The sequence below is a fragment of the Vibrio sp. 5S239 genome (genome assembly GCF_041439575.1).
In the GTDB taxonomy this organism is placed as follows: Bacteria; Pseudomonadota; Gammaproteobacteria; order Enterobacterales; family Vibrionaceae; genus Vibrio; species Vibrio kanaloae.
Genome location: NZ_JBGOOM010000003.1, coordinates 221,813 through 244,512 on the forward strand (window position 1 = coordinate 221,813; position 22,700 = coordinate 244,512).

Annotated in this window: 18 protein-coding genes and 1 pseudogene; 10 read left to right on the forward strand and 9 right to left on the reverse strand. The window is 44.7% G+C overall.

Annotation, left to right across the window (positions count from 1 at the left end; genetic code table 11):
- Positions 1 to 105 precede the first annotated feature (105 nt).
- The 5 genes from gluQRS to panC all read left to right on the forward strand — a co-directional run bounded on the left by gluQRS (position 106) and on the right by panC (position 4,718).
- Complete coding sequence (gluQRS, locus tag ACED48_RS04485; protein WP_017056629.1) at positions 106 to 981, forward strand: tRNA glutamyl-Q(34) synthetase GluQRS; 876 nt, start codon at positions 106 to 108, stop codon at positions 979 to 981.
- Between the two features lie 183 nt (positions 982 to 1,164).
- Positions 1,165 to 2,520, forward strand: a complete 1,356-nt coding sequence (pcnB, locus tag ACED48_RS04490) for a polynucleotide adenylyltransferase PcnB (protein ID WP_017056628.1) — start codon at positions 1,165 to 1,167, stop codon at positions 2,518 to 2,520.
- Positions 2,517 to 3,002: a 2-amino-4-hydroxy-6-hydroxymethyldihydropteridine diphosphokinase gene (gene folK / locus ACED48_RS04495; protein ID WP_017056627.1), complete on the forward strand. Its 486-nt coding sequence runs from the start codon at positions 2,517 to 2,519 to the stop codon at positions 3,000 to 3,002. Before pcnB ends, folK begins: the two co-directional genes overlap by 4 nt.
- Before the next feature lie 22 nt (positions 3,003 to 3,024).
- Positions 3,025 to 3,819 (forward strand): 3-methyl-2-oxobutanoate hydroxymethyltransferase, encoded by a 795-nt coding sequence (gene panB, locus ACED48_RS04500; protein WP_017056626.1) that lies wholly within the window; start codon positions 3,025 to 3,027, stop codon positions 3,817 to 3,819.
- Positions 3,820 to 3,827: 8 nt separating this feature from the next.
- A complete protein-coding gene (gene panC, locus ACED48_RS04505; RefSeq protein WP_017056625.1) occupies positions 3,828 to 4,718 on the forward strand; it encodes a pantoate--beta-alanine ligase in 891 nt (296 codons plus the stop codon).
- Positions 4,719 to 4,876: 158 nt separating this feature from the next.
- Here panC and ACED48_RS04510 read toward each other — a convergent pair whose 3' ends face one another.
- The 3 genes from ACED48_RS04510 to ACED48_RS04520 form a co-directional block, all read right to left on the reverse strand.
- Entirely contained in the window at positions 4,877 to 5,647 is a 771-nt protein-coding gene (locus tag ACED48_RS04510) for an ABC transporter permease (RefSeq protein WP_017056624.1), read from the reverse strand.
- Position 5,648: 1 nt separating this feature from the next.
- Positions 5,649 to 6,566, reverse strand: a complete 918-nt coding sequence (locus tag ACED48_RS04515) for an ABC transporter ATP-binding protein (protein ID WP_017056623.1) — start codon at positions 6,564 to 6,566, stop codon at positions 5,649 to 5,651.
- Between the two features lie 305 nt (positions 6,567 to 6,871).
- Entirely contained in the window at positions 6,872 to 8,503 is a 1,632-nt protein-coding gene (locus ACED48_RS04520) for a SulP family inorganic anion transporter (RefSeq protein WP_017056622.1), read from the reverse strand.
- Between the two features lie 286 nt (positions 8,504 to 8,789).
- Between ACED48_RS04520 and can the strand changes: the two genes are divergently transcribed.
- Positions 8,790 to 9,449, forward strand: a complete 660-nt coding sequence (gene can / locus ACED48_RS04525) for a carbonate dehydratase (RefSeq protein ID WP_017056621.1) — start codon at positions 8,790 to 8,792, stop codon at positions 9,447 to 9,449.
- A 104-nt stretch (positions 9,450 to 9,553) separates the two neighbouring features.
- Here can and hpt read toward each other — a convergent pair whose 3' ends face one another.
- Complete coding sequence (gene hpt / locus ACED48_RS04530; protein ID WP_017056620.1) at positions 9,554 to 10,084, reverse strand: hypoxanthine phosphoribosyltransferase; 531 nt, start codon at positions 10,082 to 10,084, stop codon at positions 9,554 to 9,556.
- Between the two features lie 335 nt (positions 10,085 to 10,419).
- Between hpt and ACED48_RS04535 the strand changes: the two genes are divergently transcribed.
- Complete coding sequence (locus tag ACED48_RS04535) at positions 10,420 to 11,025, forward strand: LuxR/HapR/OpaR family quorum-sensing transcriptional regulator (protein ID WP_032547912.1); 606 nt, start codon at positions 10,420 to 10,422, stop codon at positions 11,023 to 11,025.
- A gap of 192 nt (positions 11,026 to 11,217) precedes the next feature.
- Here ACED48_RS04535 and lpdA read toward each other — a convergent pair whose 3' ends face one another.
- The 5 genes and pseudogenes from lpdA to ampD all read right to left on the reverse strand — a co-directional run bounded on the left by lpdA (position 11,218) and on the right by ampD (position 19,373).
- A complete protein-coding gene (gene lpdA, locus ACED48_RS04540; protein WP_017056618.1) occupies positions 11,218 to 12,648 on the reverse strand; it encodes a dihydrolipoyl dehydrogenase in 1,431 nt (476 codons plus the stop codon).
- Positions 12,649 to 12,890: 242 nt separating this feature from the next.
- On the reverse strand, positions 12,891 to 14,762 hold the full coding sequence (aceF, locus tag ACED48_RS04545) for a pyruvate dehydrogenase complex dihydrolipoyllysine-residue acetyltransferase (protein WP_017056617.1): 1,872 nt from the start codon (positions 14,760 to 14,762) through the stop codon (positions 12,891 to 12,893).
- 26 nt (positions 14,763 to 14,788) lie between these two features.
- Positions 14,789 to 17,467, reverse strand: coding sequence for a pyruvate dehydrogenase (acetyl-transferring), homodimeric type (gene aceE / locus ACED48_RS04550; protein ID WP_017056616.1), 2,679 nt, complete (start codon positions 17,465 to 17,467; stop codon positions 14,789 to 14,791).
- Positions 17,468 to 17,529: 62 nt separating this feature from the next.
- On the reverse strand, positions 17,530 to 18,291 hold the full coding sequence (pdhR, locus tag ACED48_RS04555; protein WP_017056615.1) for a pyruvate dehydrogenase complex transcriptional repressor PdhR: 762 nt from the start codon (positions 18,289 to 18,291) through the stop codon (positions 17,530 to 17,532).
- 481 nt (positions 18,292 to 18,772) lie between these two features.
- Positions 18,773 to 19,373: pseudogene (gene ampD / locus ACED48_RS04560) on the reverse strand (1,6-anhydro-N-acetylmuramyl-L-alanine amidase AmpD).
- 83 nt (positions 19,374 to 19,456) lie between these two features.
- Here ampD and nadC point away from each other — a divergent pair.
- From nadC to pilB, 3 genes are all read left to right on the forward strand, one after another.
- Positions 19,457 to 20,347 carry a carboxylating nicotinate-nucleotide diphosphorylase gene (gene nadC, locus ACED48_RS04565; protein ID WP_017056613.1) on the forward strand — a complete coding sequence of 297 codons (891 nt, stop codon included), beginning with the start codon at positions 19,457 to 19,459 and terminating at the stop codon, positions 20,345 to 20,347.
- A gap of 256 nt (positions 20,348 to 20,603) precedes the next feature.
- Complete coding sequence (locus ACED48_RS04570) at positions 20,604 to 21,002, forward strand: prepilin-type N-terminal cleavage/methylation domain-containing protein (RefSeq protein ID WP_017056611.1); 399 nt, start codon at positions 20,604 to 20,606, stop codon at positions 21,000 to 21,002.
- Entirely contained in the window at positions 21,003 to 22,688 is a 1,686-nt protein-coding gene (gene pilB / locus ACED48_RS04575) for a type IV-A pilus assembly ATPase PilB (protein ID WP_017056610.1), read from the forward strand. It begins immediately after the preceding gene.
- Positions 22,689 to 22,700: the final 12 nt, after the last annotated feature.

The following is a 22,700-nucleotide window of genomic DNA, read 5'->3' on the forward strand; positions in this document are numbered from 1 at the left end:
TGCTAATTCAGCGTCTTAAAACGCTAGCCAAACGCATTAAAACAACTAATTAAACCACCTTAAGAACCAGCTACTGCGGTACCATCAGAATTAGGTTATTCACTCATGAATTATATCGGGCGCTTTGCACCATCACCGTCAGGTCCTCTTCATTTTGGCTCGCTTGTTGCTGCTCTTGGTAGCTACTTTCAAGCGAAATCTAACCAAGGGCAATGGTTAGTTCGTATGGAAGACCTTGATCCGCCAAGAGAAATGGCCGGCGCTGCAGACCTCATTCTTAAGACGCTTGAGACTTACCACCTATTTTGGGATGGCGAAGTCGTCTATCAAAGTCAGCGCCACAACATGTATCAAGCTCAAATTGATCAATGGGTCGCTGATAAACAAGCCTACTACTGCCAATGCACTCGTAAACAGATAAAAGCCTTAGGCGGTTTCTATAATGGCCACTGCCGACACGCAGGTTTGATTGACTTAGGTGAGCAAGCGGTGCGCTTGTGTATGGACTTCCCTGTTGAGTCGTTTGATGATGTTCGTCACGGGTCGATTCAGATACCTAAGGCATTAGCGGAAGAAGATTTCATTATCAAACGCCGAGATGGATTGTTTGCCTATAACTTAGCGGTTGTCCTTGATGACATTGAGCAAGGGGTAACAGAAGTCGTAAGAGGGGCGGACTTGATAGAACCAACAGGTCGCCAAATAAGCTTGTACCAAACGCTTAAGCAAAAAACAGTGAGTTACTTGCACTTACCATTGGCAACCGATGGTTTGGGGAATAAACTGTCAAAACAGAACCATGCCACCGCGATAGATCTCGACAACCCAAAACCAACGTTACTCAGCGCTATGCGATTCTTAGGTTTTGATATCCCAGCAGCCCTTTTTGAAGCTTCAATGGATGAGATTTTATTGTGGGGCTGCCAGCAATGGCACATCAGTCAATTACCTGATAGTTTACAAAAAGAGCATCGTGATTAGCTCGAAAGTAATGGTAAATACTATAAGCGACACATAAAAATGCCATAACCAACAGCAGCGGTTAAGCCGATGATGTTCTCAAATGGCTCGCGCTAAGCTATTATTAGCCGCAATTAAACTCTGCACTACCACTTTGGACTAAGAGAAAAACAAAGTTGGCGATACCTACTTTGTTCTAAACTAATGAATACAAACGACAATACCCCAAGCGAACAACGCGGATTCCACGAGTTAGCTCTGAATGTTTATACTCGCCAAGAGCACAATATTTCACGCAAGCAGATCAGTGACAACGCACTAAAAGTGTTATATCGCCTGAATGGTGCGGGTTTTGACGCGTTTTTAGTCGGTGGTGGTGTACGCGATATCTTATTAGGCTCTCAGCCAAAAGATTTTGACATCGCGACTAACGCAACCCCAGAGCAAATCAAACACCTATTCAGAAACTGTCGCCTTATCGGTCGCCGTTTTCGATTAGCCCATATCATGTTTGGCCGAGACATCATTGAAGTAGCGACTTTCCGTGGCCACCACCAGGAGCCATCGAAAAACGTGTCTGCCCAATCGGAAGAAGGCATGTTGCTGCGCGATAACGTGTACGGCAATGTTGATGAAGATGCAGAGCGTCGTGACTTCACTATTAACGCGATGTATTACAACATTGCTGATTACAGCATCCACGATTACGCAGGTGGTGTAGAAGATTTAGAAGACAAGCTGATCCGCCTAATCGGCGATCCAGAAACTCGCTACCGTGAAGACCCTGTACGTATGTTGCGTGCAATGCGTTTCGCCGCTAAGCTAGACTTCGATATTGAAGAAGACACCGCCGATCCTATTGAAGAACTGGCACATCTTCTCAAAGACATACCAGCAGCACGTCTTTACGAAGAATCTCTTAAATTGCTTCAATCAGGTCATGGCTTAGAAACCTACCACCTAATGCGTGAATACAACCTCTTCCAGCAGATGTTCCCAGCTGTGGCAGAGCACTTCACTGCCAATTATGACTCTCATACTGAGCAGATGCTTGATTTGGTTCTCGATTCAACCGACCTTCGCATTGAAGATGGTAAGCGAGTAAACCCAGCATTCATGTTCGCAGCGATGCTTTGGTACCCAATGAACAAGCTGGCAGACAAACTTGTCGCTGAACAAGGTATGGCACACTACGATGCGATCATGGAAGCGAGCAACATCATTCTTGATCAACAAGTAAAATCTATTGCGATTCCTCGTCGCCATACAGCAACCATTCGTGAAGTTTGGCAACTGCAACTACGATTACCTCGCCGTAATGGAAAACGTGCTGTTCGCCTTATGGAGCTTAATAAGTTCCGTGCAGGCTACGATTTCCTAGAAATGCGTGGCGAGATTGAAGGTGGCGAAACCAAAGAGTTAGCGAAATGGTGGGAGCGTTATCAGACTGCTGGACGCAACATGCGCCAAGCGATGGCCAACGATGTAGCTGCGCCCTCAAAATCAGGTCATCGTCGCCGTAAGACTTATCGTAATAAAAAGAGTAAACAGTCAGAATGATAACCGCTTACATTGCAGTCGGCAGCAACCTTGCCGACCCAGTTAGCCAAGCAAATTTGGCTATCGAAACGCTAAAAAGCCTACCGCGGTCAACGTTTATTGCGAGCTCTCAGCTATATAGTAGCACTCCAATGGGGCCACAAAATCAACCAGACTACATCAACGCGGTAGTGGCAATCCAAACAGAATTAACGCCAGTTGAACTGCTTAATTACACTCAAAAAATCGAGTTAGAGCAAGGGCGCGTCCGTAAAGACGAGCGTTGGGGGCCAAGAACCTTGGATCTCGACATTGTGCTATACGGCAATGAGGTGATCGATTCAGAGCGTTTAACTGTTCCTCATTACGGAATGAAAGAACGAGAGTTTGTTCTCTACCCGCTTGCTGAAATCGCACCAAGTTTACAGCTCCCAGATGGGACTGAGCTGACAGACTTACTCAAGTTAGTTGATAAGAACGGGCTCAATGTTTGGCAACAATAGTCAAGCGCATTAAGGAAAACCAATGAAAAAAGTAACCATTAACGACCTTATCAAATGCAAACGTGAAGGCCGTAAATTCGCGACTTCGACAGCTTATGATGCGAGTTTCGCTCAATTGTTCGAAAGCCAAGAAATGCCAGTCCTGCTTGTCGGTGACTCACTTGGTATGGTACTACAAGGCCATAACGATACTTTACCTGTAACTGTAGAAGACATTGCTTATCATACGCGCTCTGTGCGTTCTGGTAGCCCAAACTGCCTTCTTATGGCTGATATGCCATTCATGAGCTACTCTACCTCTGAGCAGGCTTGTGAGAACGCAGCAAGCTTAATGCGTGCTGGCGCGAACATGGTAAAAATCGAAGGCGGCAGTTGGTTGGTTGATACTGTTAAGATGCTAACAGAACGTGCTGTACCAGTATGTGCGCACTTAGGTTTAACACCTCAATCTGTGAACATCTTTGGTGGTTACAAAGTACAAGGCCGTGACGACGAGCAGGCCGATAAAATGCTTGCTGATGCGCTAGCATTGCAAAACGCAGGCGCACAAATCGTGCTACTTGAATGTGTACCGGCTTCATTGGCAAAACGAATTACAGAAGCTTGTGACGTACCCGTTATTGGTATTGGGGCAGGTAATGTTACCGATGGGCAGATCCTAGTAATGCATGACATGTTCGGTATCTCTGCGAACTACATGCCGAAATTCTCTAAGAACTTCTTAGCCGAAACGGGTGACATGCGAAAAGCAGTCGCACTGTACAAAGAAGAAGTAGAGAGTGCGCGTTTCCCTGATGACGCTCATACAATCGCTTAGGAATAACTATGCAAACTTTTGCTGAAATAACGGCTCTTCGCGAGCAGATTAAACAGTTTAAGCGTGATGGACGCACAATAGCTTTTGTGCCAACAATGGGGAACCTACATGAAGGCCACCTAACGCTGGTAAAGAAAGCGCGTGAATTAGCTGATATTGTTGTGGTTAGCATTTTTGTTAACCCAATGCAATTTGACCGTGCCGACGATCTAAACAACTACCCTCGAACGTTAGAAGCTGATCTAAGTAAACTAACAGGGGAAGGCGTTGAGCTTGTATTTACCCCGACTCCAGAAGTAATGTACCCAGAGGGCCTAGATAAACAAACATTTATCGAAGTTCCGGGCCTATCACACATGCTTGAGGGCGCTTCTCGCCCTGGGCATTTTCGCGGTGTATCAACCATTGTCACTAAACTGTTTAATGTCGTTCAACCAGATTTTGCATGCTTCGGCGAGAAAGACTTCCAGCAACTTGCTGTCATTCGTCAAATGACAACTGACCTAGCGTTAGATATTCAAATCGTGGGTGTTGCTACTGTTCGAGAAATGGATGGTTTGGCAATGAGCTCTCGTAATAGTAATTTGACTTTTGATGAGCGCCAACGAGCCCCAGTTCTTGCACGCACTATGCGTTGGATTAGCAGCGCAATTCGTGGTGGCCGAGATGATTACGCATCTGTTATTGAAGATGCGGCAGACCAGCTACGCGCTGCAGATCTTCAGCCAGATGAGATCTTCATTTGTGATGCTAAGACTCTGCAAGCCATCACTTCAGAATCGACTCAAGCTGTGATTCTAATGTCGGCGTTCCTAGGTAAGACTCGTCTTATCGACAACCAAGTTCTCGACTTGGTAACGGAAACCAAAGAAGAAGTGAAAGAAGAAACGGCTGAGTAATCGCTTTCTTCTCTTTACGTAAACCAGCTCCTAACGCAAAGCAACAGCACAAACGAAAGATACAAAAAAGGTCGATGTAATATCGACCTTTTTCTTTGCCTGCGATTCAGGATAATTAATAGAATCTGGATAACTAATAGATCCGGGATAACTAAAAGTTAACTACGTAGGCCAATACCCTTTGTCACTAGGTAGTGTGCAATACCATACAACAGCAAGATAAACACACCTAGTACGCCAAACGACGTCACGATACCCACATCAGATACACCCAAGAAGCCATATCTGAACGCGTTGACCATGTACACGATAGGGTTCAACTTCGATACACCTTGCCAGAATTCAGGTAATAGGCTGATCGAGTAGAACACACCACCAAGATAGGTCAGCGGCGTTAAGATAAAGGTTGGGATAATAGAGATATCATCAAACGTGCGTGCGAATACGGCGTTAATCAAGCCCCCCAGAGCGAACACTACCGACGTTAAAAATACCGTCGCAATGATCACGCCCCAATGGTCAACTTGTAAGTCGACAAAGAACAAGGATACGAACGTTACGATAGTGCCCACTAACAAGCCACGCACCACACCACCCATGACGAAGCCGGCGATAATCACGTAGTTAGGAACAGGTGCGACAAGCAGCTCTTCAATGTTCTTTTGGAACTTTGCACTAAAGAACGAGGATGCCACATTTGAATATGAGTTAGTGATCACCGACATCATGATCAGGCCAGGAACAATGTATTCCATGTAACTAAAACCGTTCATTTCACCAATACGGGCACCGATAAGGTTGCCAAAAATAATGAAATACAGCGTCATGGTAATCGCAGGCGGTACCAATGTTTGCACCCAGATACGCGTAAAACGGTTGATCTCTTTGGTCAGCAAACTGCAAAAAGCTGTCCAATATAGGCTGTACATATTATTTACTCCCCTCACGGACGATACTCACAAATAACTCTTCTAGACGATTTGCTTTGTTACGCATAGAGAGAACTTTAACCTGTTGCTCGCTCAATTGAGCAAAGATGGTATTCAAACCTAGGTTCTTGTCTATTTCGATTTCTAGCGAGCCATTAAACATCACTTGGCTATTCACACCTTCAAGCTTAGGTTCAGTCGCGCCCTCTTCCAGATCCAGAATAAAGGTCTCAGCACTCAATTTACCCAACAGCGCTTTCATGGTTGTGTTCTCAATCAGCTCACCGCGATTGATAATACCAATGTTGCGACACAGCATTTCCGCTTCTTCTAAGTAGTGCGTGGTCAAGATAATGGTAATACCCTGCTTTTCGTTGATCTCTTTCAGGAATTCCCACATTGAACGACGCAGTTCAATATCAACGCCTGCTGTTGGTTCATCAAGGATCAACAAATGAGGTTCATGCATCAATGCACGCGCGATCATCAAACGACGCTTCATACCACCAGACAAGTTACGCGCACGTTCGCCACGCTTTTCCCACAAATCGAGTTGAGATAGGTACTTTTTCGCTCGCTCTTTCGCCAATGCTTTTGGCACGCCGTAATAACCCGCTTGTTGCAGCACGATCTGTTCAACGGTCTCGAACGGGTTAAAGTTAAACTCTTGAGGCACAAGGCCTAAGTTCTGCTTCGCCAGCTCTAGATCGGTATCAATGTCGTAGCCGAACACTTTAACCTTGCCTGACGTTTTATTTACCAGTGAAGAGATAACACCAATGGTGGTTGATTTACCCGCACCATTTGGACCAAGTAGTGCGTAAAAGTCGCCTTTTTCTACTTGTAAACTAACGCCCTTCAGAGCCTCGAAGCCCCCAGCATAAGTTTTTCTTAATTGCTCAATTTCTAATGCATACATAGAGATAGACTGCCATTTGCTATAGATAAGATGTTGATGACCGAGCTTGAGGAAGAGAGTAATGCTTAAAACGAGCTAGCAGAAAACTAACCCAAACTTGTTTACTCGGCCATTTTGCAAACAAGTTTATCGTTGAATCACGATGGATACAAATATCGATTATCCGTTTCTTTTGAAAGCTTGATAGTTTTTGTACTCTGTAAAAATAAAAATGCCGCTAAGTCATTCACTTAACGGCACTCATAACGATGAATCGATGCTGAACAACAGCTTAAAACCAATTGAGTAATGAGGTCGATTTAAGCTTAGACCGATTCAAATTGATGCTCATCCCTATCAACATAGCTTGTTGCCGCCGTCAGTGCTTCGTATCTAAATCGATAAGTATTGGATTCAGGTACCAAATCAAGTACGTGAAACTTCTCTAATTGTTGACGGGTATTCTCATTAGGACACAGCAGGTATACTTCGCACTGTGCATCTAAAGCATCTTTAATAGCATTTTCTAGAGCAAGTCCGACCGTTACATCAATCATAGGCACGTCCGTGAGATCTAAGATCATCACTTCATAATCAGAGATGCTTGAATGCTGACGTGAAATAGCCTTTGAAACACTAAAGATCATTGGGCCAGAAAGATAGAAAAACAACACCTTCCCGTTAGCGCTATCTAGCAGTTGACGTTCGCTATCTGTCAGCGGAATGTCCTCTTCATCATCACCATCACTGATGGCCTTAACTTGCCGAGCTTGCTCTCTGCTTAACCTTTCGATGATCAAGATATTCGAGATAAACACACCAAGTCCAACGGCAATAATCAAGTCAACAAAAACGGTTAGCAGCATCACGCCGTACATCACGCCCATACCTGTGTAACTCACCTTATGTGCCCGCTGAATGAAACTCCAATCGAGGATGTTGAAACCCACATACATGGCGATGCCAGCCAATACCGCCATAGGAATCGGCTCGGTTAAGCCACCCGCGACCAATACCACCAACGCCAACACTAAGGCACGAATAACACCAGATAGCGGAGAACGTGCACCGACCTGAATGTTGGTTACGGTTCCCATGGTGGCACCCGCACCAGGCAATGCTCCAAATAGACCAGAAAGCATATTAGCGATGCCTTGCCCTCTAAGTTCCTTGTCGGAGTCGTGCTCTTTACGTGTCAGTGAGTCTCCGATCACCGCGGTAAGAAGCGTATCAATACAACCAAGAGTGCCAAGCACCAAGGCATCAATAACCATAGTGGTAAATTGATCAGGACTAATGGTAGGAATAACTAATGAAGGTAAACCCGCCGGTATTTCACCAATACGGCGGATAGAGTCAGTGTCGAAAATGATAACCGATAAAAGAGTTACAACAACTAACGCAACCAGTTGTGCTGGCACATACTTGCGATACTTTGCAGGGAAGCCAAAGAGAATGCCGAGCGTCAACGTACCTAGAAACAACTCGCTGACTTTTAAATTAGCCAACGTATCAGGAAGCACAGAGAGAGTGCCCATCACTCCACCAGATGGAGCGGCGTGCCCTAATAATGGCGAAAGCTGTAAGATAATCAGAATAACGCCGATGCCCGACATAAATCCGGAAATCACGCTATATGGCATCAAAGTAACGTATTTTCCGAGCTTTAGTGTCCCGAGTAATATCTGAAATGCCCCCGCCATCATAACGACTGTGAAGGTCATTGCCATTCCGGTTTCAGGGTACTTGGCCACCATACTCGTCATCACGGCCGTCATGATTACCGTCATTGGTCCGGTTGGCTCTGATATCAAACTACTCGAACCGCCAAACAGCGCCGCAAACAAACCGACCATGATAGCGCCCCACAGACCAGCTTCAGCCCCCGCACCAGAAGCTACACCAAATGCCAACGCTAAAGGTAGTGAGATGATGGCGGTTGTCACACCACCAAACATATCCCCTTTGAGGTTGATATCCGTAAAACGACTTCCAAACAAAATACACCTTCCCGATGATGAAATGACAAACCTTATAACTTTAGCAAATGAATTACTCGCACAGAAAGTGTTAATTTAATCACATTATTCATGCCTTATAACCAAATCAAAGCTTCTAACCTAAGTTAATAAATTTAACGACTAGAACACGTCAGATGAGCACTATTTGACACAGTTTTTACAAGATTGAATTTGTAACATTGTGTATAGTTGTGATTCTTAATTAAGGGATGTAAGACGCAAAATGCCAGAAATTAAACAGCTTTTTGAAAACAATTCTAAATGGTCAGAGTCAATTCGCTCTGAACGCCCTGAATACTTTACTACGCTTGAAGAAGGTCAAAATCCTGGTTTCCTATGGATCGGCTGCTCTGATAGCCGTGTACCGGCCGAGCGTCTCACCGGTTTGTATTCTGGCGAACTGTTTGTTCACCGAAATGTAGCCAACCAAGTGGTTCATACCGACCTGAACTGCTTATCTGTTGTACAGTACGCTGTGGATGTACTCAAAGTTAAACACATTATTATCTGTGGCCACTACGGTTGTGGCGGTGTTAATGCTGCGATAGATAACCCTAAGCTTGGCTTGATCAATAACTGGTTACTTCACATCCGTGACAACTACCTAAAATATCGTAAGCAAATTGAGTCTTTACCTCGTGAACAATGGGGTGACAAACTATGCGAAATTAACGTCGCAGAACAAGTTTATAACCTAGGCAATTCAACCATCCTACAAACGGCATGGGAACGCGGTCAAGACGTTGAAATCCACGGCGTTGTTTATGGTATAGGCAATGGCAAACTGCAAGACCTTGGCGTACGTTGCTCAAGCAATGACACATTAGAGAGTAGCCACTTAGATGCGCTCAATAAGATCTTGTCGACGCCAATCCTTGGCTAAAATCAGCCTTACTCACTTCTATCCTGACTAGTTTCTGATAGATAAAAAGAAGGCTCGCATAATGCGAGCCTTCTTTATTTTCATTCAACAGAGTCGTAATTACTTTACTCTTGAGGTACCACTTTACCGATGTATGGTAAGTGACGGTATTTTTGTGCGTAGTCGATACCCACACCAACAACGAACTCATCAGGAATTTCAAAACCAATCCATTTAGTATCTACAATCACTTCACGGCGAGAAGGCTTATCCAACAGTGTACAAATTTCGATAGATTTAGGACCACGTAGGCTCAAAATTTCTTTCACTTTAGTCAGTGTGTTACCAGTATCGATAATGTCTTCGACAAGTAGAACGTCTTTACCTTGGATATCATCATCAAGATCTTTCAAAATACGAACATCACGTGAACTTTCCGTGCCATTGCCGTAGCTAGATGCGGTCATGAAATCAACTTGGTGAGTTAAATCGATAGCACGAGCAAGATCCGCCATAAAAACAAAAGATCCACGTAATAAGCCAACTAAAACGAGATCTTCACTCCCTTTATAGTGCTCCGTGATCTGTTTGCCTAGTTCGTTCACTCGATCCTGAACTTCTTGCTCAGAGATCATGACTTCAACTGTATGCTTCATACTGCTCTCATTTTATTTGGTGATTGCGACAAGTGTAGACAGCTTTGCCATTGGTGCCGCTCAATTTGTGCGTAAGTCTAGCATTGCTCAAATACCCACACCACCTTATGGTTCAAATTTACTGTGAGATTCTCAATGAGATAGGTACGGATACCTTGCCTCATACTCGCTTACTTTCACATTAATACTGATCACGCTTTATGTATCAAGTTTGATGTAACTGTCTATAAAACAAGCTCAAAGGATTGACCATTTGCATATGCACTATTACACTCATCCTGGCTTAAATAATAATAAAATCATTAATATAAAAAATCGTTGGCAAGGAACATAAAATGGACTCAATATCTAAGAGGCCTAGAACTAGGCTTTCACCCTTAAAAAGAAAACTTCAATTGATGGAAATCGCACTTGAGGTATTCTCTCGCCGCGGCATTGGCCGAGGTGGCCACGCAGATATCGCTGATATTGCTCAGGTGTCTGTAGCAACCGTATTTAACTACTTCCCTACCCGAGAAGATCTGGTTGATGAAGTACTGAATCATGTCGTACGCCAATTCTCTAACTTCCTTTCAGATAATATCGATCTCGATATTCACGCGAAAAAAAATCTACATAATATTGCCACTGAAATGGTGAACTTAGTGGCTCAAGATAGCCATTGGCTGAATGTTTGGTTCGAGTGGAGCGCATCAACTCGTGATGAAGTATGGCCTTTATTTGTCACAACCAACCGCACTAACCAAATGTTATTACAAAATATGTTTAGTAAGGCGATTGAGCGTGGAGATGTGTGTGATGAGCATGATCCTAAGCATCTTGCGAACCTATTTCACGGCATCTGCTACTCGTTATTCATTCAAGCAAAACGTCTCGAAACGCCAGAAGAGCAAGAAAACTTAACAGACAGCTACTTAAACATGTTGTGTATTTATAAGTAGATTCGAGATAAATTGTTAAAGGGTTGGCCTAATGGGTCAGCCCTTTTTTTGTGGAGTGTAGTCGCTCTTCGCATCCCGAAGCGCAGCGTACTCGTATTTCGAATGAAGTGTTTCTGCTCTTTTCTTCAGGCATAAAAAAACCGCTGACGAATCAGCGGCTTTTAAAAACATTCGCGAGTGGCTAAAGAAGAATTACTTCTTCTTTTTTACTGCTTTTTTGTTTGGAAGGTCAGTGATTGAACCTTCGAATACTTCCGCAGCTAGACCAACAGACTCGTGTAGAGTTGGGTGAGCGTGGATAGTAAGAGCGATATCTTCTGCATCACAACCCATTTCGATTGCTAGGCCGATTTCACCAAGAAGCTCACCACCGTTAGTACCAACAACAGCACCACCGATTACACGATGAGTATCTTTATCGAAGATCATCTTAGTCATACCGTCTGCACAGTCTGAAGCGATTGCACGACCAGAAGCAGCCCAAGGGAAAGTAGCGACTTCGTAATTCAGGCCTTCCGCTTTCGCTTCTTTCTCAGTCTTACCTACCCAAGCAACTTCTGGCTCAGTGTACGCAATTGATGGGATTACTTTCGGGTCGAAGTAGTGCTTCTTACCAGAGATAACTTCCGCAGCTACGTGACCTTCATGCACACCTTTGTGAGCAAGCATTGGTTGACCAACAACATCACCGATTGCGTGAATGTGAGAAACGTTAGTACGCATTTGCTTATCAACATTGATGAAACCACGCTCATCAACTTCGATACCCGCTTTTTCAGCGTCGATAAGTGCACCGTTTGGAACACGACCGATAGCAACAAGAACAGCATCGTAACGCTCAGCTTCAGCTGGTGCTTTTTTGCCTTCCATTGAAACGTAGATACCATCTTCTTTTGCTTCAACCGCGGTCACTTTAGTTTCAAGCATAAGCTTAAACTTGTCTTTGATGCGCTTAGTGAAAACTTTAACGATGTCTTTATCCGCCGCAGGGATAACTTGATCGAACATCTCAACAACTTCAACTTTAGAACCTAGAGAATGGTAAACCGTACCCATCTCAAGACCGATGATACCACCGCCCATGATAAGCAGTTTTTCTGGTACTTCGTTGAGTTCTAGTGCATCCGTAGAATCCCAAATACGTGGGTCTTCATGTGGGATGAACGGAAGTTTGATTGGACGAGAGCCCGCAGCGATGATTGCGTTGTCGAAGTTAACCGTCGTTGCTTCGCCTTCGCCTTCAACAAGAATGCTATTAGGACCTGTGAACTTACCGAAACCGTTAACAACAGTCACGTTACGCATCTTAGCCATACCGCCAAGACCGCCAGTAAGTTGGTCAACGACTTTATCTTTCCAGATACGGATCTTGTTGATGTCCGTTTGTGGCTCGCCGAATACAACGCCGTGCTCTGCCATCGCTTTTGCTTCTTCGATTACTTTAGAAACATGAAGAAGTGCTTTTGATGGAATACAACCAACGTTTAGACATACACCACCAAGAGTGCTGTAACGTTCAACTAGTACTGTTTCTAGACCTAAATCCGCACAACGGAATGCCGCTGAGTAGCCAGCAGGACCTGAACCAAGTACAACAACTTGGGCTTTAATTTCTTTGCTCATTGTGACCTCTTGTAGTCATTATCCCTAACAGGCTGAGTAGATGTTCTTAAAATTATTGGGCTTTCAAACAGGAAACATTTTACAGAGATGTTAACAGTGTGAAAGTAGCTTTAAGTTAGCCTGTGAGCTAGACAACAATTCCCCGTCAGATTATGAGAAATGCAGGAAACTGTTCTCTAAAAATAGTCTTTATATAAAGAATTAAGGTGACTCGAAAGTCACCTTAATAATTACTTTCTCAATTACAGTACTAGACGACGAATGTCAGATAGCGCGCTGTTTAGGAAAGTAATGAAGCGTGCACCTTCTGCACCATCGATCACACGGTGGTCGTATGATAGAGACAGTGGAAGCTGTAGACGTGGTTGGAACTCTTTACCATTCCAAACAGGCTTAATCTCAGACTTAGATACACCTAGGATACCTACTTCTGGAGCATTTACGATTGGTGTAAATGCAGTACCGCCAATACCACCAAGGCTAGAGATTGTGAAACAACCGCCTTGCATGTCTGCCGCTGTTAACTTGCCAGAACGTGCTTTCTTAGAAACAACCATTAGTTCTTCAGATAGCTCGTAAATGCCTTTCTTGTTCACGTCTTTGAAAACAGGAACAACTAGGCCGTTTGGTGTATCAACTGCGATACCCACGTTTACGTACTTCTTAAGAATGATGCTTTCGCCATCTTCAGAAAGAGAAGAGTTAAACGCTGGGAATGCTTCTAGCGCTTTAGCAACAGCTTTCATGATGAACACAAGTGGTGTGATCTTCATGCCAGTGTCTTTCTTCGCTTCGATTGCGTTCTGTTCTTTACGGAATGCTTCTAGCTCAGTGATGTCTGCGTTGTCCCACTGTGTAACGTGAGGGATCATTACCCAGTTACGGTGTAGGTTTGCGCCAGAGATCTTCTTGATCTTAGAAAGCTTCTGAACTTCAGTTTCGCCGAACTTGCTAAAATCAACTTTTGGCCATGGTAGTAGACCAAGAGCAGAACCGTCGCCGCCTTTGCCAGATGCCGCTGCACCAGACTCTAGACGCTTAAGTGCATCTTTAACGTAAGACTGAACGTCTTCTTTAAGTACACGGCTCTTACGACCAGTACCTTTAACTTTTGCTAGGTTTACACCGAACTCACGAGCTAGACGACGAACAACTGGAGATGCGTGAGCATACTCGCCGTTCTCTTGGAAGTCATCTGATGCTGCTGGAGCCGCTGCAGGTGCTTCTGCTTTAGGAGCAGGTGCCGCCGCAGGAGCTGGAGCTGCTGCTTGTGCAGGTGCAGCAACAGGAGCTGCGCCTTCAACGACGAAAGTCATGATTAGAGAGCCAGTTGACACTTTGTCGCCCGCTGCAATCTTGATCTCTTTTACTGTACCAGCGAATGGTGCTGGTACTTCCATTGAAGCTTTGTCGCCTTCAACAGTAATTAAAGATTGCTCTTCTTCTACTGTATCGCCAACCGCTACCATGATTTCAGTAACTTCTACTTCGTCACCACCGATATCTGGAACGTTTACTTCTTTCTCAGCAGATGCTGCTGGAGCCGCTGCAACTGGTGCTGCTTCTGCTACAGGAGCTGCTGCGCCTGAGCCAGCAACTTCAAATACCATCACTAGAGAACCCGTAGAAACTGAATCACCAGAAGCGATCTTGATTTCTTTAACGATACCAGCGAATGGTGCAGGAACTTCCATTGAAGCCTTGTCGCCTTCAACAGTAAGAAGAGATTGCTCTTCTTCTACTGCATCACCGATAGCAACCATGATTTCAGTTACTTCAACTTCATCACCGCCGATATCAGGAACGTGAACTTCTTTAAGCTCTGCCGCTGCAGGCGCAGCTACTGGAGCTGCCTCTGGAGCAGGTGCAGCTTCAGCTGCACCCTCGGCTTCGAAAATCATGATAAGAGAACCAGTAGAAACTGAATCGCCTTCCGCTACTTTGATCTCTTTAACGATACCCGCTTGAGACGCTGGAACTTCCATTGAAGCTTTGTCGCCTTCAACAGTGATCAGTGACTGCTCTTCTTCAACCTTGTCGCCAACGTTTACAAGAATCTCAGTTACTTCAACCTCGTCAGCACCAATATCTGGTACATTAATTTCGATTGTCATTGTTTTTTCCTACCTTAATGCCAGTCTTATGCGTATTGCGGGTTAGTTTTTTCAGTGTCGATATCGAACTTAGCAATTGCTTCAACAACGACAGATTTCTCAATATCACCACGTTTAGCCAGTTCAGTTAGAGCTGCGACTACGATATAGCCAGCGTTAACTTCGAAGTGACGACGTAGGTTTGCACGGCTGTCAGAACGGCCGAAACCATCTGTACCAAGTACTTTGTAAGACTCAGTTGGCATGTACGCACGTACTTGCTCAGCGTAGTTCTTCATGTAGTCAGTCACTGCGATTGCAGGTTCTTTACCAAGAACTGTTGTGATGTACGGTACTTTCTCTTCAGCTTCTGGGTGAAGCATGTTGTCACGCTCTACCGATTGGCCGTCACGAGTAAGTTCGTTGAACGACGTTACAGAGAATACGTCAGATGCTACGCCGTACTCTTCACTTAGAATTGCACCTGCTTTACGCGCTTCGTTCATGATAGTACCAGAGCTCATTAGTTGAACTTTACCCTTAGTCGCTTTATCACCTTGAGGAACGTGAGATTCAAGCTTGTAGATACCCTTGCGGATGCCTTCTTCAGCGCCTTCTGGCATTGCAGGCATTGCATAGTTCTCGTTCATTACTGTTAGGTAGTAGTAAACGTTCTCTTGCTGAGGACCGTACATGCGACGGATACCGTCTTGCATGATTACTGCTAGCTCGTAAGCAAACGTTGGGTCGTAAGAGATACAGTTCGGGATCGTGTTCGCTTGGATGTGCGAGTGACCATCTTCGTGCTGTAGACCTTCACCGTTCAGTGTTGTACGACCAGCAGTCGCACCTAGTAGGAAGCCACGAGCTTGTTGGTCACCTGCTAGCCATGCCATGTCACCAATACGTTGGAAACCGAACATTGAGTAGTAGATGTAGAACGGGATCATCGGCAGATCGTTTGTGCTGTATGACGTTGCAGCCGCAAGCCATGACGCCATAGAACCTAGCTCGTTGATACCTTCTTGAAGAACTTGACCTGATGTCGCTTCTTTGTAGTAAGAAACGATGCCTTTATCTTCAGGTGTGTATTCTTGACCTTGTGGGTTGTAAATACCAACCTGACGGAATAGACCTTCCATACCGAATGTACGAGCTTCATCACAGATGATAGGAACAATGTTCTTACCAATATTCTTATCTTTAAGCAGGATGTTTAGCGTACGTACATAAGCCATAGTGGTAGAGATATCACGCTTCTGCTCACCAAGTAGAGGTGCGAATGCGTCTAGCTCCGGAACCTTGAACTCTTGCGTAAATTTAGGCAGACGTGCTGGCGTGTAACCTTGTAGAGCTTTACGACGAGCGTGTAGGTATTCGTACTCAGCAGAACCTTCTTCCAGTTTCAGGTAAGGAAGTTCAGCGACTTTCTCATCAGAAAGAAGCTCTTGTAGGCCTAAACGATCACGTAGGTATTGAACGTGAGTCATGTCCATCTTCTTAACACCGTGAGCGATGTTTTTACCTTCTGCAGCTTCGCCCATGCCGTAACCTTTAACAGTCTTAGCTAGGATTACAGTTGGCTTACCGTTTGTCTCTTTTGCATTGTTGAATGCAGAGAACAGTTTAGAAGAATCGTGGCCACCACGTTTCAGTTCGAAGATCTCATCATCGGTCATGTCTGCAACAAGTGCAGCAGTTTCAGGGTACTTACCAAAGAAGTGTTCACGTACGTATGCACCATCTTTAGACTTGAACGTTTGGTAGTCACCATCGATAGTTTCGTTCATTAGTTGAAGAAGCTTACCTGTCGTGTCTTTAGCAAGTAGAGAGTCCCAGTTGCTACCCCAGATAACTTTAACAACGTTCCAACCTGCGCCTTTGAATAGGCCTTCAAGTTCTTGAATGATGCTACCGTTACCCATTACAGGGCCATCTAGACGCTGTAGGTTACAGTTGATTAGGAAACATAGATTGTCTAACTTCTCACGAGAAGCGAAAGAGATAGCACCACGTGATTCTGGCTCATCCATCTCACCGTCACCTAGGAACGCGTATACACGTTGCGCTGAAGTATCTTTCAGGCCACGACCTTCAAGGTACTTAAGGAAGCGCGCTTGGTAGATAGCAGAAATCGGACCTAGACCCATAGATACAGTAGGGAACTGCCAGAATTCAGGCATCAGTTTAGGGTGCGGGTAAGAAGGGATACCTTTACCATCAACTTCTTGACGGAAGTTATCTAGTTGCTCTTCAGTTAGACGGCCTTCAACGAATGCACGAGAGTAAATACCAGGAGAGATGTGACCTTGGTAGTAAACTAAATCGCCACCGTCAGTCTCGTTTGGAGCACGGAAGAAGTGGTTAAAACAAACTTCATAGAACGCTGCTGCTGACTGGTAAGAAGCCATGTGACCACCAAGGTCTAGGTCTTTCTTAGAAGCACGCAATACGATCATGATTGCGTTCCAACGAATAATCGAACGAATACGACGCTCAAGAGTTACGTCACCAGGGTAAGCTGGCTCTTGTGCTGCTGGAATTGTGTTGATGTAGTTTGTGTTGATGCCTGTAGCCATATCAACACCATCTAAACGCGCTTTATCTAGAACTTGTTCTAGTAAAAACTGTGCACGTTCTACACCTTCTTCACGTACTACTGACTCAAGAGCTTCTAACCAATCTTGAGTTTCCAGAGCATCAACGTCATGCTTCATGTCAGACATGGCGATCTATCCTTTTTGTTAGTTGGATTCTACTAAACACGTAAACAGCCGAAGTATTACGACTATTTACCCTGTTGAATTCGACGTAGAGAACGTTCGCGACGCGATTCTTCCTTCGTCAAATCAAGCAATGTTTCTTCGATGTAAGCTAAATGAGAATGTGACATTTCACGCGCCTGTTCTGGCTGTCCTGAAACGATCGCATCTACAATGTTAGCTCGATGTATACTCACTTTCTCCACAACGTCTTTACGACGATGCAACAGCTTTAAATTTTCTAAGACGTTTTGTTCAAGTAACGGAGCCAAGCTACGAACAATGTGCAATAACACTACATTGTGCGCTGCCTCTGTTAAAGCAACAAGAAAAGCCATCACCGCTGCAGATTCGGCTTCAATATCACCCTTATCTTGCGCACCATGAATTTTTTCTTGGCATGCTTGAATTCGAGTAAAGTCTTCTTCGGTGCCACGCAATGCCGCGAAGTAAGCCGAAATCCCTTCCATCGCATGACGCGATTCCAACAAGTCTAGTTGGGTTTCAGAATGGGAGGACAACAAATTAAGCAAAGGATCTGAAAAGCTTTTCCAGATACTTTCGCTAACAAACGTACCTCCACCTTGACGGCGAGTAAGCAAGCGTTTTGCCTCTAAACGTTGTATCGCTTCTCGGACTGAAGGACGAGACACATCGAACTGTTTCGCCAGTTCGCGCTCAGGCGGCAGTTGCTGCCCTGGAGCCAGTGTTCCTTCCACAATCAACCTTTCTAACTCTTGCTCGATAACATCGGAGAGTTTTGGCTGACGAATCCTTTGATAAGCCATAGTTTATTGTTCTTCTTTTTCTTCGCTGACAATTGGTAATACCAATTTTAAGTTGAGCAGAAATTAACATAATTAAAACGCCACTGTCCAGCCTAAAGTTGACCTGTATCATAGAATGCAGCATGAATTAACCACGATTTAACAAATGAAATTTAAAACAGCAACCAAATTGGTCTTACCATTTACAGGAGTAATACTTTTGGGGAGCTTTCGTGCTAGAAAGTTTCAGGATAAAAATGAATTGTTTCAGGAATACTAGCCTAAACTGGTTAAAAATCGAACCAAGAGCACAATTGAGAGTAAAATACTGTTCATAAATATTAATATCTGAGTGTTTGATAGGCCCGTCACACTCTCAATTTATTGATCCCCTCTCCTCAACCACTTCCTTTACATAACAACAACAAAAATTCACAAGTGATTATACTAAATGTTGACGACTTAAGGCTCAGTACAAACTGAATTCTATTAAGGTTTAGGCCTAAATCTTGAGCTTTCCTTTAAACTTCTGCCAATCGAAAACCAAGCCTGGATCAGTTTTTCGAAGGGGCGCGATATATTGGTGTCCAGTAATTCGCTGGTTAGTAATCGCTGGAAAACTCGACATTAGAGTCTTGGTCAATTGTGCCAAAGATTGATATTGCAGCTCGGTGTACGAGACAAAGTCACTGCCCTCCAATTCAATACCAATAGAGTAATCGTTACACTTTTCACGCCCGGAAAAGCTAGACTGACCAGCATGCCAAGCTCGATCAAGAAACGAAACAAACTGCACCACTTCACCGTCACGACGAATTAAACAGTGAGCAGAAACGCCCATCTGATGAATCACCTTGAAAAAAGGATGGGCATTGGGGTTCAGGTTCCCAGTAAAAAATTGCTCAATATAGGGCCCACCAAACTGACCCGGCGGTAAACTGATGTTGTGAACCACCAGCAGAGAGATGTCCTCACAATCCGGTCTTGAATCAAAATACGGGGATGGAGCATGTCGAGCGTTGTCATACCATCCGTTGGAACTGATCATCATCTTGGTCTCACTTTCTTTTCCGCTAGCACAATAAGATTGTGACCTTGCCCATAGAGCAGTCGCGCTAGCCTCTTTAATTTGAAGTTAAGCAAGAGTATCATTCCATTCCCACTCCCTTTCAAGATTAGATTTGCGATGAAAAACACACATAACAGCCACCAACGCCTCGACTACTTAAAAGAGCAACTGCCTCTAGAGATCACACGTGCCGTCGCGGATGCCATCAAAGAAGATCTAGGCGGAACGTTGGATCCAGCGGCTGATATTACGGCAAGTCTAATCCCTGCAGACGCAATCAATAGCGCAACCATCATTACCCGAGAGCACGGCGTATTCTGTGGTAAAGCTTGGGCTGATGAAGTGTTTAAGCAATTGGGCGGTGAAGTCACTATCGAGTGGAACGTAGAAGATGGTGACAAGGTTGAGCCAAATCAAACGCTTTGTTCATTAACAGGTCCAGCACGCGCACTATTAACGGGTGAGCGAAACGCAATGAACTTCATCCAAACACTATCAGGTTGTGCAACAGCGACGGCAATCTACGCCGATAAAATCAAACACACAGAATGCCGCCTGTTAGATACACGTAAAACCATTCCAGGCCTACGCAGCGCACAAAAATACGCGGTCGCTTGTGGCGGCGGTTTTAATCACCGTATTGGCGTTTTCGATGCGTACCTAATCAAAGAAAACCACATCATTGCATGTGGTGGCATTGAAAAAGCTATCTCTACGGCAAAAGAGCTGAACCCAGGCAAGCCTGTAGAAGTTGAAACAGAGAGCCTAGCAGAGCTAGAGCAAGCGATCACCGCAGGCGCAGACATCGTCATGCTAGACAACTTCACCACCGACATGATGCGCGAAGCCGTTAAAATCAACGCTGGCCGAGCGGCACTTGAAAACTCAGGTAACGTCACTCTAGAGACAATAGCTGAGTTCGCTGAAACAGGGGTTGATTATATCTCTGTAGGTGCGCTAACCAAGCACCTAAAAGCAATGGATTTATCGATGAGATTTACAGGTTAATATACTTAACTATCAATACTTTAACTACCAAGGCATGGCTATAGGCGATGCCTTTTTTATTGCTTGTCTTATCAATATACCAAGTAGCTAGTTTAAGTTGATCGCATAATTTTGCGCTAGATATGCAACGTGACACTATAAAACACCAAACCACTCGCGACCACACCTGCACACCATTCCACTTCTCCATTTCGACTTATATTCTCTCCATCAACCAGTGCTTGCACTGAAACAAACCAAATAATGGAAGAGAAAAATGAACAACAAAAGAACAAATCAGAAAGGTTTTACGTTAATTGAATTGATGATTGTGGTGGCCGTGATTGGAGTATTAGCCGCGATTGCGATACCACAATATCAGACCTACGTAAAAAAAGGAGCCGCAGGCGCTGCATATGCAACAGCCACTGCACTTAAAACAAATGTTGAAGATTATATTGCTGTTAATGGTGATTACCCGCAAACTTCAGCAGCGGTTAATGCAACTCCATTCTCTCTGGGAACTGTTGCAGTAGCATCTAATGACGTTACAGTTGAAGTAACATCAGGTGGTGGTCGTGGTTCTAAAGTCATCCTATCAAGAGATGCTACAAATGGTGCATGGACTTGTGCTTTAACCGTATCGGCAGGTGTTAGTATAAACGGTTGCTCATAAGTGCTAACCAACCTCCCAACCGTTCTACGTCAGGCTAATTTTCTTAGCCTGATACAAGAACAAGCCGTTGCGGAATATGTACAAGCTTCAGGTGTTTCTACGCCTGAAGCTTTACTCGTTCTTGATTTATTCACCGGCGATTCCTTAGCAAACAATATCAAAACCATTTTCGGTTTACCGTTAGTACAACTCGCCAATACCAACTACGAAACCTTGTGTGAACAGCTAGGGCTTCGTGAGCTGATCACCAAGTATTGTGCTATTCCGATTGCCGTTTCTAGTTCTACGCTCACGCTCGCCTCTGCCGACCCGACCGACTTACACGCTGAAGACGATTTCCGATTTGCGACAGGGTTGCAAATTGAACTCGTCGTCGCTAATTATTCAGAATTAGAAGGCGCGATACGCAAACTGTATGGCCGCTCGATTTTCGGACAAGACTCCAAGCGAAAAGAGATCACTCAAGATGAACTCGCCAACCTGGTTGAAGTCTCTGACGATGAAATCACGTCAATTGAAGACCTCAGCCAAGATGATTCCCCTGTGAGCCGTTTTATCAACCAAATATTGGTTGATGCGGTGCGTAAAGGCGCCTCTGATATCCACTTCGAACCTTATGAAGAAAACTATCGAGTTCGCCTGCGTTGCGATGGCATCCTTGTCGAAATTCAACAGCCCGCTTCTCATTTAAGTCGTCGGTTATCCGCCCGCTTAAAAATTCTCGCTAAGTTGGATATTGCCGAGCGTCGATTGCCTCAAGACGGCCGCATCAAGTTGCGGTTAAATGATGAGCTTGCGATTGATATGCGTGTATCGACGCTACCAACCTTATGGGGAGAAAAGATCGTACTGCGTCTGCTAGACAGTAGCGCTGCCAATTTAGATATCGATAAACTCGGCTACAGCGAAGAACAAAAAGCACTCTATCTTAATGCACTGAAACGACCGCAAGGGATGATTTTAATGACCGGGCCAACCGGCAGTGGCAAAACAGTCTCCCTTTACACTGGCCTTCGAGTTCTCAACACCACAGAACGCAACATCTCTACCGCAGAAGATCCGGTCGAAATTAACTTACGCGGTATCAACCAAGTACAAGTCACACCCAAGATCGGCTTTGGATTTGCTGAAGCACTACGATCCTTTTTACGACAAGACCCAGACATCGTGATGGTCGGAGAGATCCGTGACTTAGAAACCGCAGAGATAGCGATCAAAGCCTCGCAAACTGGCCACTTAGTCCTTTCAACACTGCATACAAACTCTGCCGCAGAAACCGTCACTCGACTCGCTCACATGGGGATAGAGCCCTTTAACCTTGCTTCATCATTAAGCCTAATTATTGCTCAGCGACTCGCGAGACGCTTGTGCAACCATTGCAAAACGGTGGATGATTCGCCGGACATATTTCTGCGTCACTCTATTCCCAACAGCCAAACCATTTACAAAGCCAACCCACAAGGATGCAATGAGTGTACTCAAGGGTATTCTGGCCGAGTCGGTATCTACGAAGTGATGCCGTTTACCGACCAACTCAAAAGCAGCCTTATCAACAAGCCTAACGCGCTAACAATTGAAAGCCTTGCTCGTCGGGAAGGTATGCGAACCCTACAAGAATCAGGGCTTGATAAGCTGCTTGAAGGTATCACCAGCTACCAAGAACTACAGCGTGTTCTGTACATATAGTCCAATGGAGAA

Coding starts and splice junctions, on each gene's coding strand:
- gluQRS (WP_017056629.1), top strand. CDS start 106: ATGAATTATATCGGGCGCTTTGCACCATCACCGTCAGGTCCTCTTCAT.
- pcnB (WP_017056628.1), top strand. CDS start 1,165: ATGAATACAAACGACAATACCCCAAGCGAACAACGCGGATTCCACGAG.
- folK (WP_017056627.1), top strand. CDS start 2,517: ATGATAACCGCTTACATTGCAGTCGGCAGCAACCTTGCCGACCCAGTT.
- panB (WP_017056626.1), top strand. CDS start 3,025: ATGAAAAAAGTAACCATTAACGACCTTATCAAATGCAAACGTGAAGGC.
- panC (WP_017056625.1), top strand. CDS start 3,828: ATGCAAACTTTTGCTGAAATAACGGCTCTTCGCGAGCAGATTAAACAG.
- ACED48_RS04510 (WP_017056624.1), bottom strand. CDS start 5,647: ATGTACAGCCTATATTGGACAGCTTTTTGCAGTTTGCTGACCAAAGAG.
- ACED48_RS04515 (WP_017056623.1), bottom strand. CDS start 6,566: ATGTATGCATTAGAAATTGAGCAATTAAGAAAAACTTATGCTGGGGGC.
- ACED48_RS04520 (WP_017056622.1), bottom strand. CDS start 8,503: ATGTTTGGTGGTGTGACAACCGCCATCATCTCACTACCTTTAGCGTTG.
- can (WP_017056621.1), top strand. CDS start 8,790: ATGCCAGAAATTAAACAGCTTTTTGAAAACAATTCTAAATGGTCAGAG.
- hpt (WP_017056620.1), bottom strand. CDS start 10,084: ATGAAGCATACAGTTGAAGTCATGATCTCTGAGCAAGAAGTTCAGGAT.
- ACED48_RS04535 (WP_032547912.1), top strand. CDS start 10,420: ATGGACTCAATATCTAAGAGGCCTAGAACTAGGCTTTCACCCTTAAAA.
- lpdA (WP_017056618.1), bottom strand. CDS start 12,648: ATGAGCAAAGAAATTAAAGCCCAAGTTGTTGTACTTGGTTCAGGTCCT.
- aceF (WP_017056617.1), bottom strand. CDS start 14,762: ATGACAATCGAAATTAATGTACCAGATATTGGTGCTGACGAGGTTGAA.
- aceE (WP_017056616.1), bottom strand. CDS start 17,467: ATGTCTGACATGAAGCATGACGTTGATGCTCTGGAAACTCAAGATTGG.
- pdhR (WP_017056615.1), bottom strand. CDS start 18,291: ATGGCTTATCAAAGGATTCGTCAGCCAAAACTCTCCGATGTTATCGAG.
- nadC (WP_017056613.1), top strand. CDS start 19,457: ATGAAAAACACACATAACAGCCACCAACGCCTCGACTACTTAAAAGAG.
- ACED48_RS04570 (WP_017056611.1), top strand. CDS start 20,604: ATGAACAACAAAAGAACAAATCAGAAAGGTTTTACGTTAATTGAATTG.